Source organism: Pseudomonas sp. p21 (assembly GCF_001642705.1).
In the GTDB taxonomy this organism is placed as follows: domain Bacteria; phylum Pseudomonadota; class Gammaproteobacteria; order Pseudomonadales; family Pseudomonadaceae; genus Aquipseudomonas.
The window spans coordinates 137,351-150,218 of the sequence record NZ_LWBV01000002.1 but is presented as its reverse complement, the minus strand read 5'-3'; the positions used below and the strand labels follow the sequence as shown (position 1 = coordinate 150,218).

General features: G+C 64.4%; 14 protein-coding genes. 11 read left to right on the top strand and 3 right to left on the bottom strand.

All coding sequences use genetic code 11. The features are described from left to right. Positions 1-69 precede the first annotated feature (69 nt). The gene (locus A4C63_RS05690) at positions 70-525 is read right to left on the bottom strand and encodes a MaoC family dehydratase (protein WP_063911863.1); all 456 of its coding nucleotides are present in this window, start codon (positions 523-525) and stop codon (positions 70-72) included. Positions 526-668: 143 nt separating this feature from the next. Between A4C63_RS05690 and A4C63_RS05685 the strand changes: the two genes are divergently transcribed. The 3 genes from A4C63_RS05685 to A4C63_RS05675 are packed head-to-tail and all read left to right on the top strand — an operon-like array spanning position 669 to position 2,344. Further along, entirely contained in the window at positions 669-1,031 is a 363-nt protein-coding gene (locus A4C63_RS05685; RefSeq protein ID WP_063911862.1) for a CidA/LrgA family protein, read from the top strand. Beyond that, positions 1,028-1,744, top strand: a complete 717-nt coding sequence (locus A4C63_RS05680) for an LrgB family protein (protein WP_013974365.1) — start codon at positions 1,028-1,030, stop codon at positions 1,742-1,744. The genes A4C63_RS05685 and A4C63_RS05680 overlap by 4 nt, the downstream gene beginning before the upstream one ends. A 9-nt stretch (positions 1,745-1,753) precedes the next feature. Then, positions 1,754-2,344 carry an LON peptidase substrate-binding domain-containing protein gene (locus A4C63_RS05675; RefSeq protein WP_063911861.1) on the top strand — a complete coding sequence of 197 codons (591 nt, stop codon included), beginning with the start codon at positions 1,754-1,756 and terminating at the stop codon, positions 2,342-2,344. A gap of 111 nt (positions 2,345-2,455) precedes the next feature. Here A4C63_RS05675 and A4C63_RS05670 read toward each other — a convergent pair whose 3' ends face one another. Continuing rightward, positions 2,456-3,772: a bifunctional DedA family/phosphatase PAP2 family protein gene (locus A4C63_RS05670; RefSeq protein ID WP_063911860.1), complete on the bottom strand. Its 1,317-nt coding sequence runs from the start codon at positions 3,770-3,772 to the stop codon at positions 2,456-2,458. 3 nt (positions 3,773-3,775) lie between these two features. Then, positions 3,776-4,444: a DNA-3-methyladenine glycosylase gene (locus A4C63_RS05665; protein WP_063911859.1), complete on the bottom strand. Its 669-nt coding sequence runs from the start codon at positions 4,442-4,444 to the stop codon at positions 3,776-3,778. A 330-nt stretch (positions 4,445-4,774) separates the two neighbouring features. Between A4C63_RS05665 and A4C63_RS05660 the strand changes: the two genes are divergently transcribed. From A4C63_RS05660 to A4C63_RS05625, 8 genes are read left to right on the top strand one after another with little or no spacing between them, the layout of a single operon-like run. Continuing rightward, complete coding sequence (locus A4C63_RS05660) at positions 4,775-6,046, top strand: glutamate-5-semialdehyde dehydrogenase (protein WP_063911858.1); 1,272 nt, start codon at positions 4,775-4,777, stop codon at positions 6,044-6,046. A 1-nt stretch (position 6,047) separates the two neighbouring features. Next, complete coding sequence (nadD, locus tag A4C63_RS05655) at positions 6,048-6,707, top strand: nicotinate-nucleotide adenylyltransferase (RefSeq protein WP_063911857.1); 660 nt, start codon at positions 6,048-6,050, stop codon at positions 6,705-6,707. Between the two features lie 43 nt (positions 6,708-6,750). Next, positions 6,751-7,170, top strand: a complete 420-nt coding sequence (rsfS, locus tag A4C63_RS05650; RefSeq protein ID WP_013974359.1) for a ribosome silencing factor — start codon at positions 6,751-6,753, stop codon at positions 7,168-7,170. Between the two features lie 10 nt (positions 7,171-7,180). Next, the gene (gene rlmH, locus A4C63_RS05645) at positions 7,181-7,648 is read left to right on the top strand and encodes a 23S rRNA (pseudouridine(1915)-N(3))-methyltransferase RlmH (protein WP_003249722.1); all 468 of its coding nucleotides are present in this window, start codon (positions 7,181-7,183) and stop codon (positions 7,646-7,648) included. A gap of 16 nt (positions 7,649-7,664) precedes the next feature. Further along, positions 7,665-9,554: a penicillin-binding protein 2 gene (gene mrdA / locus A4C63_RS05640; RefSeq protein ID WP_063911856.1), complete on the top strand. Its 1,890-nt coding sequence runs from the start codon at positions 7,665-7,667 to the stop codon at positions 9,552-9,554. Positions 9,555-9,592: 38 nt separating this feature from the next. Continuing rightward, complete coding sequence (gene rodA, locus A4C63_RS05635) at positions 9,593-10,696, top strand: rod shape-determining protein RodA (protein ID WP_015271941.1); 1,104 nt, start codon at positions 9,593-9,595, stop codon at positions 10,694-10,696. A 17-nt stretch (positions 10,697-10,713) separates the two neighbouring features. After that, entirely contained in the window at positions 10,714-11,724 is a 1,011-nt protein-coding gene (mltB, locus tag A4C63_RS05630; protein ID WP_063912403.1) for a lytic murein transglycosylase B, read from the top strand. Further along, entirely contained in the window at positions 11,724-12,725 is a 1,002-nt protein-coding gene (locus tag A4C63_RS05625; RefSeq protein ID WP_063911855.1) for a septal ring lytic transglycosylase RlpA family protein, read from the top strand. Before mltB ends, A4C63_RS05625 begins: the two co-directional genes overlap by 1 nt. Positions 12,726-12,868 lie beyond the last annotated feature (143 nt).

Sequence of the window (12,868 nt, the reverse complement as noted above, 5' to 3'; positions counted from 1 at the left end):
TCGCGGGCACGCCCGCTCCCACAGATTGCGCGAACTCTGTGGGAGCGGGCGTGCGCGCGAATGGCTCAATCAGACAAAGCAGAGGGAAAGCGACTCGGCTATGTAGGCAGGCTTCTCTTCACCGTCGATCTCCAGCGTGGCAATCGCCTTGAGCAGCCATTGCCCCGGCTTCTTCTCCACCACCTCGGCCAGGTCCACCTTCAGCCGCACCTGGCTGTCGACCTTGACCGGCTGGATGAATCGCACGCTGTCCAGCCCGTAGTTCACCACCATCTTCAGCCCCTCTGGCAGGATCAGGATGTCCTCGATCAGCTTGGGGATCAGCGACAACGTCAGGAAACCGTGGGCGATCGTGCTGCCAAACGGGGTTTTCGCCGCCTTTTCCGGGTCGACGTGGATGAATTGGAAATCGCCTGTGGCTTCGGCGAACAGGTTGATGCGCTGCTGGTCGATCTTCAGCCAGGCCGAGCGGCCCAGTTCCTTACCAACGTACTGCGAAAGCTCTGTAACCGGTACATAGGGCATCGCGGTCTCTCCAGGTTGTCAGTTGGTACGAAAGTGCAAGATCAGCACGGCGAACCGTTTCAGTCAAGTTGTCCGCTTTTCGACGAATATCGGTATATGGCGGCACATGCTTATAATGGCGGCCTTGCCCGAGGGAGATGCTTATGCTGTTGCGTGGTTTGACCTGGCTGGTGCTGTTCCAGCTGCTGGGGACGGCGATCAATCACCTGTTGCTGCCGTTTCTGCCGGGGCCGATCATCGGCCTGTTGCTGCTGTTGTTCTTCCTCATGGCCCGTGGTGAGGTCGGCAAGCCGCTGAACGAGGCCGCCAGCAGCCTGCTGCGTTACCTGCCGCTGTTGCTGGTGCCGCCGGCGGTGGGGGTGATGGTGTATGCCAGGGATATCGCCGCCGATTTCTGGGCCATTGCCGGTGCCTTGCTGATCTCCTGCCTGGTGACCCTGGTGTTCGTCGGCGTGTTGATGCAAAAGCTCATCCACCGCCAGGGCCGACGCGAGGAACAGCCATGATGCTCGACTGGCAAGGCGCGCTGGATGCGGTCGTTCATCATCCCTTGTTCGGTATCGGTATCACGCTTGGGGCCTACCAGGTGGTGCTGGCGGCCTACGAGAAGACCCGCTGGATCTTCCTGCAGCCGGTACTGGTGTCGATGTTGCTGGTGATCGGTGTGTTGCTGGTGTGTGGCATCGACTACAGCGAATACCGCAAGAGCACCGAAATCATGAACATCCTGCTGGGGCCCGCCACCGTGGCCCTGGCCGTGCCGCTCTACCTCAACCTGCGGCGTATCCGGCAGCTGTTCTGGCCCACATTTACTACGCTGGTAGTCGGAGGCCTGTTCGCCACGCTGTGCTGCCTGTTGCTGGGCTGGTGGTTCGGTGCCGAGCACATGATCCTGATGACCATGGCGCCGAAGTCGGTGACCTCGCCGATCGCCATGCTGGTGGCCGAGCAGATTGGCGGTGTGGCGGCCCTGGCGGCGGTGTTCGTGCTGATTACCGGGGTGATCGGGGCAATCTTCGGCCCGGCGCTGCTGAGCCGCTTTGGCGTACATAGCCCCGAGGCGCGTGGCATGTCGCTGGGCGTGACGGCACACGCGGTGGGTACTTCGGTGGCCCTGCAGGAAAGTGACGAATGCGGCGCCTTTGCCGCGCTGGCGATGAGCCTGATGGGGGTGGCCACGGCGGTGTTCCTGCCGCTGGCGGTCAGCCTGGTGGCTTGAGGACTTGTGATGACGCTACCGCTGTTTCCCCTCAATACCGTGCTGTTTCCTGGTTGTTTCCTCGATTTGCAGATTTTCGAGGCGCGCTACCTGGACATGATCGGGCGCTGCATGAAGCGGGGCGAAGGTTTTGGTGTGGTGTGCATCTTGGAAGGCGAGCAGGTTGGCAAGGCGCCGCCGGTGGTCGCTTCGATCGGCTGCGAGGCGGTGATCCGCGACTTCGTGCAGCAGGATAACGGCTTGCTGGGTATCCGCGTGGAAGGTGTGCGGCGCTTCAACCTGGAAAGCACCGAGGTGCAGAAGGACCAGTTGCTGGTGGGGCAGGTGCAATGGTTGCCGGAGCTGGCGGACAGCCCGTTGCTCGAGGCGGACGAAGACCTGCTGGCGTTGCTGGTGGCCCTGGGCGAGCACCCGATGGTCGAAGCGCTGGACATGCCGCGCCCGGTGGATGGGCGCCAGGCGTTGTCCAACCAGTTGGCGTACCTGCTGCCGTTCATGGAAGAGGACAAGCTGGATTTGCTGAGCCTCGACTCGCCGCAGGAGCGGTTGGGGGAAATCCAGAAGCTGCTGGAGCGGATTCAGGGCGAGCTGTTTGCCTGATAGTGATGTGTTGCCAGTACCGGCCTCTTCGCAGCGCAAGGCTGCTCCTACAGGCTGACGAGATCCCTGTAGGAGCAGCCTTGCGCTGCGAAGAGGCCGGTACTGGCGACATCAATATTGATACCGCAGCAAAGCCTGCGGCAACGCATGCAGGGCAAAGAACGTCAGCAACGCGACGCACGCCGGCAGCACCAGCCACCACACCCGCAGCGGCAAGGCCGGCAGGGTCTGGTGACGCTGCACCAGTGTCAGGCTGAGCGCACACACACAGCACGCCAGCAAGGCCCCGGCGAGAATGTCGGTCGGCCAGTGCGCTCCCAGGTACACCCGTGACAGGGCAATCGCCAGTGCCGGAATGCAGCCCAGCATCACCCAGGTCAGGCGCATCCGCGGCGGCTGCCCGCGTCCGGCCAGCACCGCCATTACCAGGAAGAACGCAAATGACGCCGAACTGTGCCCGCTCGGCATGCTGTAACTGGTCAACGGGTCGCTCAGCACTTCCGGCCGGGCCCGGGCAAACAGCCATTTCAGCGTACCGTTGGCAAGCGCCGTCCCCATCAGTGCGCCCGCAGCGAACATGGCATGTCGCCACTGCCGGGCAAGCAGCAGCAGGCCCGTCAGCAGGCCACCGAGGAACAGCTGGGTGCGGAAATCGCCCAGCCGGGTCACCAGCACCACAGCACCATCAATGGCCTGGCTGCGGTGCTCCTGCACCAGAGTCATCACGCCCTGGTCGAATTCGTGCAGGTAGGGCCAGCCGAGGAAGACCCCGGCCAGGGCGACGCCACTCATGCCGGCAATCAGTCGGGTGCCGTGGCGTTGATCGCGGAGGCTGGTGTTCAGGCTCAGCCCGATGATGACCGCCAGGGTGCCGGCGATGATCCCGGCATCCAGCCAGAAACCTTCCGGCAAGGGCAGGCGCATGGCCGCGCCGGTTGCCCAGCCAGGTAGCAGGTAGGCCACCGCCCAGCCGGCGCCGGCCACCAGGCTGACGGCGATGAAGCGCGGCAGCGGCATGTCGAACATGCCGGCTACCATCGGCAGCATTGGCCGCAGCGGCCCGATGAAGCGCCCTACCAGCAGGCTGGCGATACCGTAGCGCTGGAAGTAGGCCTCGGCGCTGCCGATCCATTCCGGATGGTGACGCAGCAGCGGCAGGCGGCGGATGTTCTGATGGAAGTACTTGCCCACCGTGTACGACAAGGCATCGCCCACCAGGCCGCCGAGAAAGCCCAGCAGCAGTGTTTCGCCCAGGCTGAAGGCGCCGCTGCCGGCCAGTACCGCGACGGCGAACAGCAGCACGGTGCCTGGCACGATGATGCCGGCAATGGCCAGGCACTCGATGCAGGCCACCAGGAAAATCGCCAGGCCAAGCCACTGCGGGTTGGCGCTGAGCCAGCCGGTCAGGCTGTCGAGCCATTGGCCCATGGTTCAGCTTCCTTGTTCGAGAATGAAGAAGTCGCGGCCTTCGACTTGGCCGCGGCGTAACGGGTTCCGCGTGCAAAAACGAGCGTATTCGGCATCGACGAAACGGTAGGGCAGGTGCTCGTCGCGACCATGCGGGATGCCCAGGCGGGCGGCCTGGATCACTCGTGGCACGGCGTTGCCGCAATCCTCCACGTACAGGCGCTCGGCGTCGAAACGCTGGGCGTCCCAGTGCGGCACCTTCAGGCCCAGGGCCCGGCACAGCAAGGTCTGGCCGGCGCACAGGCGCTCGGCCGGGCGGAGGTTGCCGCTGGCATCGGGGTTGTTCAGTTGCATCTGCGCCAGGCTGTTCGGCCCCGAGCGGGCGTCCTGCCAAGGATAGGCGGACTTGATCAGCACCGCGTTGCCCGGCCCGTGGGCGCTGAAATTCAGCGAGTCGCCGCCACGCGCGTAGTACATATAGATGTGCCCGCCATCGAGGAACAGCGCCTTGCGTTTTTCGGTGTAGCCGAGCGAGGCGTGGCTGCCTTTGTCGGTGAGGTAGTAGGCCTCGGTCTCGATGATGCGCGCGGCCAGCCACAGGTCGCCCTGGCGATGGCGGATGACCTTGCCCAGCAGGGCCTTGGCCAGGGTCTGGGCATCGCGGTCGAAAAAGCTGTCGGGCAGGGCAGGCATGCGGGCGGTTCGTGGCTGGGAAGGCGGGGATGATAGCAATGAATGGCTTAATCGAGGCTGAATCGAGTGTGAGTGTTGCAGTGCCGGCCCTTTCGCGGGCTCGCCCGCTCCTACAGGTGCTGTAGGGGGCTCAGGCCTTGTGAAATCCCTGTGGGAGCGGGCGCGCCCGCGAAAAGGTCACAACAGAAGGTGGATTTTTCGATAACCCCGGTTACATCTTTCCTACGCAATGCCCCCAGCCATTTTCTACCATCCGCCACCCGCCGCTGGGCGTACACCTGCGCGGCAGTTATAATCAGCCGATTTCCCCTTCGCCAAGACACCGAACCCATGACTGAGTCCGTTCTTGACTATATGACCCGCCTGGGTCGCGCTGCCCGTGAAGCTTCCCGGGTGATCGGCCGTGCCAGCACCGCGCAGAAGAACCGCGCCCTGCAAGCCGCCGCCGACGCACTGGACGCCGCTCGTGCCGAGCTGACCGCCGCCAACGAGCTGGACCTGGCCGCCGGCCGTGCCAACGGCCTGGAGCCGGCGCTGCTCGACCGCCTGGCGCTGACCCCGGCGCGTATCGACGGCATGATCACCGGCCTGCGCCAGGTGGCCAGCCTGCCGGACCCGGTCGGTGCCATCCGCGACATGAGCTACCGCCCATCGGGTATCCAGGTCGGCAAGATGCGCACGCCGCTGGGGGTGATCGGGATCATCTACGAATCGCGCCCGAACGTGACCATCGATGCCGCCAGCCTGTGCCTGAAGTCGGGTAACGCGACCATCCTGCGTGGCGGCTCCGAAGCCATCCACTCCAACCGTGCCATCGCCACCTGCATCCAGCGTGGCCTGGCCGCCGCCGGCCTGCCGGCAGCTGTGGTGCAGGTGGTCGAGACTACCGACCGCGAAGCCGTGGGCGCGCTGATCAGCATGCCGGAATTCGTTGACGTCATCGTGCCGCGCGGTGGCCGTGGCCTGATCGAACGTATCAGCCGCGATGCCCGCGTGCCGGTGATCAAGCACCTGGACGGTATCTGCCATGTCTACGTCAGCCAGCACGCTGACCTGGACAAGGCCTGGCGCGTGGCGTTCAACGCCAAGACCTACCGTTATGGCATCTGTGGTGCCATGGAAACGCTGTTGGTCGACCAGCAGGTGGCCGAGCGCTTCCTGCCGGAAATGGCCCGCCGCTTCCAGGAGAAGGGCGTCGAACTGCGTGGCTGCGAGCGCACCCGGGCAATCATCGACGCCAAGCCGGCCACCGAGGACGACTGGCACACCGAGTACTTGGACGCGATCCTGTCGATCCGCGTGGTCGACGGCCTGGACCAGGCCATCGAGCACATCAACCATTATGGCTCGCACCATACCGACTCGATCATCAGCGAACACCAGGGTGAAGCCCGCCAGTTCATGGCCGAGGTCGACTCGGCGTCGGTCATGCTCAATGCCCCGACCTGCTTCGCCGACGGCTTCGAGTACGGCCTGGGCGCGGAAATCGGCATTTCCACCGACAAGCTGCATGCCCGCGGCCCGGTCGGCCTGGAAGGCCTGACCTGCGAGAAGTACGTAGTGATCGGCGACGGCCAGCTGCGCGGCCAGGAGTCCTGCTGAGTTGAGCAAGGCCCAGGCAGTCCGGCGCATCGGCATTCTAGGCGGCACCTTCGACCCCGTGCACATCGGCCACCTGCGCAGCGCGCTGGAAGTGGCCGAGTGCATGGGGCTGGACGAGCTGCGCCTGCTGCCCAACGCCCGGCCGCCGCACCGCGACACCCCGCAGGTGGCCGCGCAAGACCGCCTGGCCATGGTGCAAAACGCCGTGCAGGGCGTGCCGTGCCTGAGCGTGGATGCCCGTGAGCTGGCGCGCGACAAGCCGTCGTACACCATCGATACGCTGGAATCGATCCGCGCCGAACTGGCCGCCAACGACCAGCTGTTCCTGGTGCTGGGCTGGGATGCCTTCTGTGGTCTGCCCAGCTGGCACCGCTGGGAAGAATTGCTGCAACACTGTCACATCCTGGTGCTGCAACGCCCGGATGCCGACGTAGAACCCCCTGACGAGCTGCGCAACCTGCTGGCTGCGCGCTCGGAGAGCGATCCCACCGCCATGTCCGGCCCGGCGGGAAACATTTCGTTCGTCTGGCAGACGCCGCTTGCGGTGTCGGCTACACAGATCCGACAGCTGCTGGCCAGCGGCAAATCGGTGAGGTTCCTGGTGCCGGACGCCGTACTGGCCTACATCGAGGCGCACGAACTGTATCGTGCGCCTAACTGACGGTGCCTCTGGCGCCTCATCCAACGAGTTGAACGAGTTTTATATGACCAAGCAGAAAATCCACGGCGAAGAACTGGTCGCCCTGACCAAGGCAGCGCTGGAAGACGTCAAGGCCCAGGACATCCAGGTCATCGACGTGCGCGAAAAGCACAGCCTGACCGACTACATGATCATTGCCACCGGTACCTCCAATCGCCAGATCAACGCGATGCTGGAAAAGGTCCGCGAAGCGGTCAAGGCCAAGGGTGCCCAGCCACTGGGTGAAGAAGGCAAGGGCGACAGCGACTGGGTGCTGCTGGACCTGAACGACGTCATCGTGCACATGATGACCGCCGCTGCCCGCCAGTTCTACGACCTGGAGCGCCTGTGGCAGGGTGCCGAGCAAAGCCGTGCCGCCGATGGCAAGCACCATAGCCCGGACCATGCCCACGAGTACTCCGACAAGCTCAAGGACCGGGAATAAGGAAAGCGCTGTGCGTCTGCGCCTGATCGCGGTCGGCTCGCGCATGCCGAAGTGGGTCGAGGAAGGCTGGCATGAATATGCCAAGCGCCTGCCCGCCGAGCTGTCGCTGGAGCTGGTGGAAATCCCGCTGAACACCCGTGGCAAGAATGCCGACGTCGCCCGCCTGATTCGTCAGGAGGGCGAGGCCATGCTGAGCAAGGTTCAGCCAGGGGAACGCATCGTCACCCTCGAGGTCCATGGCAAGCCCTGGAGTACCGAGCAGCTGGCGACCGAGCTGGACCGCTGGCGCCTGGATGCGCGCACGGTGAATTTGATGGTGGGCGGCCCGGAAGGCCTGGCGCCTGAGGTCTGTGCGCGCGCCGAACAACGCTGGTCGCTGTCGCCGCTGACCCTGCCGCACCCATTGGTAAGGATACTCATCGGCGAGCAGATCTACCGCGCCTGGACCGTGTTGTCCGGGCATCCTTACCATAAATGAGCCTGTAAGCAGTCCGATGTCGCAGCCGATCCGTCTCAAGGACCACGAGAAAGACGCCCGTTTGGTGCGCAACCGCGTCGTGGTCGGCGCAGTGGCGATCATGCTGCTTATTTGCGTGCTGATCGCGCGGCTGTACTACTTGCAGGTCATCCAGCACGAGTATCACTCCACGCTGTCGGAGAACAACCGGGTGCATGTGCAGCCGATCCCGCCGACCCGCGGGCTGATCTTCGACCGCAACGGGGTGATCGTTGCCGACAACCGGCCCAGCTTCAGCCTGTCGATGACCCGCGAACGTGCGGGTAACTGGCAGGAAGTGCTGGATACCATCGTCGAAGTGCTGGAGCTGACACCCGACGACCGCGCCCTGTTCGAGAAGCGCATGCGCCAGGGCCGCCGGCCGTTCGAGCCGGTGCCGATCCTGTTCGAACTCAACGAAGAGCAGATCGCCCGCGTGGCGGTGAACCAGTTCCGCCTGCCGGGCGTGGAAGTGGTGGCCCAGCTGGTGCGCCATTACCCTCAGGGCGCGCACTTCGCCCATTCGGTGGGGTATGTGGGGCGGATCAACGAGAAAGAGCTGAAAACCCTCGACCCGGTGAACTACAGCGGTACCCACCACATCGGCAAGACCGGTATCGAACGCTTCTACGAAGACGCCCTGCACGGCCAGGTGGGTTACGAGGAAGTCGAGACCAACGCCCGCGGCCGCGTGCTGCGGGTGCTCAAACGCACCGACCCGAAACCGGGCAAGGACATCGTGCTGAGCCTGGACATCAAGCTGCAGGAAGCCGCCGAGGCCGCCCTGGGTGGTCGGCGTGGTGCGGTGGTGGCGCTTGACCCGCGTACTGGCGAGGTGCTGGCGATGGTCAGCCAGCCCAGCTTCGACCCCAACCTGTTCGTCACCGGCATTGGCTTCAAGGCCTATGCCGAACTGCGCGACTCGATCGACCGGCCGCTGTTCAACCGCGTGCTGCGTGGCCTGTACCCGCCAGGCTCGACCATCAAGCCGGCGGTGGCCATCGCCGGCCTGGACAGCGGCGTGGTCAATGCCGGCAGTCGGGTGTTCGACCCGGGCTACTATCAGTTGCCCAACTACGACCACAAATACCGTAACTGGAACCGCTCGGGCGATGGCTGGGTCGACCTGGACACCGCGATCATGCGCTCCAACGACACCTACTTCTACGACCTTGCGCACAAGATGGGCATCGATCGCCTGTCCAGCTACATGAACAAGTTCGGTATCGGCCAGCGGGTTGCCCTCGACATGTTCGAGGAATCAGCCGGGCTGATGCCGTCGCGCGAATGGAAACGCGCCACCCGCCGTCAGGCCTGGTTCCCTGGCGAAACCCTGATCCTTGGAATCGGCCAGGGCTACATGCAGGCCACGCCGCTGCAACTGGCCCAGGCCACTGCCCTGATCGCCAACAAGGGCGTATGGAACCGCCCGCACCTGGCCAAGACCATCGAAGGCCAGCCGCCGGTGGACGACAACCCCATGGAAAACATCGTGCTGCGTGACAAGTCCGACTGGGCCAAGGTCACCCATGGCATGGAGCAGGTGATGCACAACGCCCGCGGTACCGCACGCAAGGCGGCCATCGGCTCGCAGTACCGCATTGCCGGCAAGAGCGGTACCGCCCAGGTAGTGGCGATCAAGCAGGGCGAGAAGTACGACCGCAACAAGCTCCAGGAGCGCCACCGCGACCACGCCCTGTTCGTCGCCTTCGCCCCGGCCGAAGCCCCGAGGATCGTGGTTTCGGTGATGGTCGAGAACGGCGAGTCCGGCTCGGGCGTCGCCGCCCCGGTGGTGCGTCAGGTGATGGACGCCTGGCTGCTTGACGAAAATGGCCGGCTCAAGCCTGAGTTCGCGCCGGCCACCGTTACCCAGGAATCAGCCCTGTGATGAACAATTTCGATCGCATGCTCTCCAGCGAGGATGTGATGCGTCGGCGCGCCAGCTTTCTGCAGCGCATCCACGTCGACGGCCCTTTGCTGATCATTCTGCTGACCCTCGCGGCCGGCAGCCTGTTCGTTCTTTATTCGGCCAGCGGCAAGAACTGGGACCTGCTGCTCAAGCAGGCCACCTCGTTCGGCATCGGCCTGGTGTCGATGTTCATCATCGCCCAGCTGGAGCCACGTTTCATGGCTCGCTGGGTGCCGCTGGCCTACCTGGCCGGGGTGCTGTTGCTGGTGGTGGTGGACGTGATGGGCCACAACGCCATGGGCGCCACGCGCTGGATCAACATTCCCGGGGTGATCCGCTTCCAGCCCTCGGAATTCATGAAGATCATCATGCCGGCGACCATCGCCTGGTACCTGTCCAAGCGCACCTTGCCGCCGCATCTGAAGCACGTGGCGATCAGCCTGGTGCTGATCGGTGTGCCGTTCATCCTGATCGTGCGCCAGCCCGACCTGGGCACGGCGCTGCTGATCCTCGCCTCCGGGGCCTTCGTGCTGTTCATGGGCGGCCTGCGCTGGCGCTGGATCCTCAGCGTGCTGGCGGCAGCGGTGCCAGTGGCGGTGGCGATGTGGTTCTTCGTCATGCACGACTACCAGAAGCAGCGGGTACTGACCTTCCTCGACCCGGAAAGCGACCCATTGGGCACTGGCTGGAACATCATCCAGTCGAAGGCGGCGATCGGCTCGGGTGGCGTGTTCGGCAAAGGCTGGCTGCTCGGCACCCAGTCGCACCTGGACTTCCTGCCGGAAAGCCACACCGACTTCATCATCGCCGTGCTCGGCGAGGAATTCGGCCTGGTCGGCATCTGCCTGCTGCTGATCGTCTACCTGCTGCTGATCGGCCGTGGCCTGATGATCACCGCCCAGGCGCAGACCCTGTTCGGCAAGCTGCTGGCGGGCAGCCTGACCATGACCTTCTTTGTGTACGTGTTCGTCAATATCGGTATGGTCAGCGGCCTTCTGCCCGTGGTGGGCGTGCCGCTGCCCTTCATCAGCTATGGCGGAACTTCGTTGGTGACGCTGCTGTCAGCGTTTGGCGTTCTGATGTCGATCCATACGCACCGCAAATGGATCGCGCAGGTTTGAATAAGGTGAAGAATTTCATGCAAGCAGTGCGTAACTGGGCTGCCCGTTGTGCGCCGTGGTTCGGCGCGGTGGGCCTGTTCGGCGCTGTACAGCTGGCCCATGCCGGCGATTACCAGGGCTCGCCCCAGGTGGCCCAGTTCGTTGGCGAAATGAGCCGCGACTATGGCTTTGCCCCTGAGCAGCTGATGGGTGTGTTCGGTGAGGTGCAGCGCAAGCAGTCGATCCTCGACGCCATTTCACGCCCGGCCGAACGGGTAAAGCCGTGGAAGGACTACCGGCCGATGTTCATCACCGACGCGCGCATCGCCCGCGGTGTGGACTTCTGGCGCCAGCACGAGGCGGTGCTGGCCCGTGCCGAGCAGGAATACGGCGTGCCGGCACAGTACATCGTCGCCATCATTGGCGTGGAAACCTTCTTTGGCCGAAACACCGGCAACTACCGGGTGATCGATGCGTTGTCGACCCTGGGCTTCGACTACCCGCCACGCGCCGAATTCTTCCGCAAGGAGCTGCGCGAATTCCTGTTGCTGGCCCGCGAAGAGCAGCTCGACCCGTTGACGCTCAAAGGTTCCTACGCCGGCGCCATGGGCCTGCCGCAGTTCATGCCGAGCAGTTTCCGCAACTTTGCGGTGGACTTCGACGGCGACGGCCACATCAATATCTGGAACAACCCGGACGATGCCATCGGCAGCGTGGCCAGCTACTTCAAGCGCCACGGCTGGGTGGCCGGCGAAGGCGTGGTCAGCCGCGCCTGGGTGGACGGTGGGCGCGTTGACGAAGGCCTGACTACCGGCATCGAGCCGGTAAAAACGGTAGGGGAGTTGCGTGCGCTCGGCTGGTCGGTCCATGATTCGCTGCGCGATGATCTGCCGGTTACCGCCTTCCGTCTCGAGGGCGACAATGGCCCCGAGTACTGGATGGGGCTGAAGAACTTCTACGCGATCACTCGCTACAACCGCAGCGTGATGTATGCCATGGCGGTGCATCAGCTTTCGGAACAGCTGGTTCAAGCACGGGGCGTCAAGTAATGCGCGCAATCATCTCTGGCAACACTTTCAAGCTGCTCACCTGTCTCGCTGTCGGCGTGGTGCTGGCCAGCTGTTCGTCCAGCCGCCCGCCCCAGCAAAGCGGTGGCAATGTGGTGCGCGCCCAGCCGGGCCTGGACATCAACCGGGCGCACAAGGACGGCGCGCCGTGGTGGGACGTGGATGTGAACAAGATCCCTGACGCCACGCCAACCGTGCACACCGGCAACTACAAGGCCAACCCGTACACGGTGCTGGGCAAGACCTACTACCCGATGCAGGACTCGCGCAACTACCGCGCCGAGGGCACCGCGTCGTGGTATGGCACCAAGTTCCACGGCCAGAACACCGCCAATGGTGAGCTGTACGACCTCTACGGCATGAGCGCGGCGCACAAGACTCTGCCGCTGCCGGCCTACGTGCGGGTGACCAACCTGGCCAACGGCCGCAGCGTGATCCTGCGGGTGAACGACCGTGGGCCGTTCTATTCCGACCGTATCATCGACCTGTCCTATGCCGCGGCGAAAAAACTCGGTTATGCCGAGATCGGCACCGCGCACGTTCGCGTCGAGGGTATCGACCCGCAGCAGTGGTGGGCCCAGCGCGGCCAGACACCACCGATGGTGCTTAAAGAGCCGCAGGTGGCCCAGACCCAGGCGATCCCGGCCAGTACCGGGCGCGTCGAGCAATGGACCCCGCCGCCCCAGCAGCATGCGGCGCCGGTGGTGCCGGTGCAGGTGGCTGGCAACAACGTGCCGGTCGGCAGCGGCGGCAGCTTCCTGCAGGTGGGCGCCTTCGCCAACCCGGACGCCGCCGAACTGTTGCGGTCCAAGCTCAGCAGCATGGTCAGCGCGCCGGTGTTCATCAGCTCGATCGTGCGTAACCAGCAGACCCTGCACCGCGTGCGCCTGGGGCCGATCAGCAGCCAGGGCGAGATCCAGCAGGCGCAGGACAGCATTCGCCTGGCGAACCTGGGGCAGGCCAAGCTGGTCACAGCTGACTGACCGTGTTGCCTTCTTCGCGGGCTCGCCCGCTGCCATAGGGGTATGCGAAACCCTGTGGCAGCGGGCGTGCCCGCGAAGAAGGCAACGCCAAACTGTCGGTTTTGTCATGAATTGCCGGGCGCGGCCATGTACAATATCGGCTT

Coding starts and splice junctions, on each gene's coding strand:
- A4C63_RS05690 (WP_063911863.1), bottom strand. CDS start 525: ATGCCCTATGTACCGGTTACAGAGCTTTCGCAGTACGTTGGTAAGGAA.
- A4C63_RS05685 (WP_063911862.1), top strand. CDS start 669: ATGCTGTTGCGTGGTTTGACCTGGCTGGTGCTGTTCCAGCTGCTGGGG.
- A4C63_RS05680 (WP_013974365.1), top strand. CDS start 1,028: ATGATGCTCGACTGGCAAGGCGCGCTGGATGCGGTCGTTCATCATCCC.
- A4C63_RS05675 (WP_063911861.1), top strand. CDS start 1,754: ATGACGCTACCGCTGTTTCCCCTCAATACCGTGCTGTTTCCTGGTTGT.
- A4C63_RS05670 (WP_063911860.1), bottom strand. CDS start 3,772: ATGGGCCAATGGCTCGACAGCCTGACCGGCTGGCTCAGCGCCAACCCG.
- A4C63_RS05665 (WP_063911859.1), bottom strand. CDS start 4,444: ATGCCTGCCCTGCCCGACAGCTTTTTCGACCGCGATGCCCAGACCCTG.
- A4C63_RS05660 (WP_063911858.1), top strand. CDS start 4,775: ATGACTGAGTCCGTTCTTGACTATATGACCCGCCTGGGTCGCGCTGCC.
- rsfS (WP_013974359.1), top strand. CDS start 6,751: ATGACCAAGCAGAAAATCCACGGCGAAGAACTGGTCGCCCTGACCAAG.
- mrdA (WP_063911856.1), top strand. CDS start 7,665: ATGTCGCAGCCGATCCGTCTCAAGGACCACGAGAAAGACGCCCGTTTG.
- rodA (WP_015271941.1), top strand. CDS start 9,593: ATGCGTCGGCGCGCCAGCTTTCTGCAGCGCATCCACGTCGACGGCCCT.
- mltB (WP_063912403.1), top strand. CDS start 10,714: ATGCAAGCAGTGCGTAACTGGGCTGCCCGTTGTGCGCCGTGGTTCGGC.
- A4C63_RS05625 (WP_063911855.1), top strand. CDS start 11,724: ATGCGCGCAATCATCTCTGGCAACACTTTCAAGCTGCTCACCTGTCTC.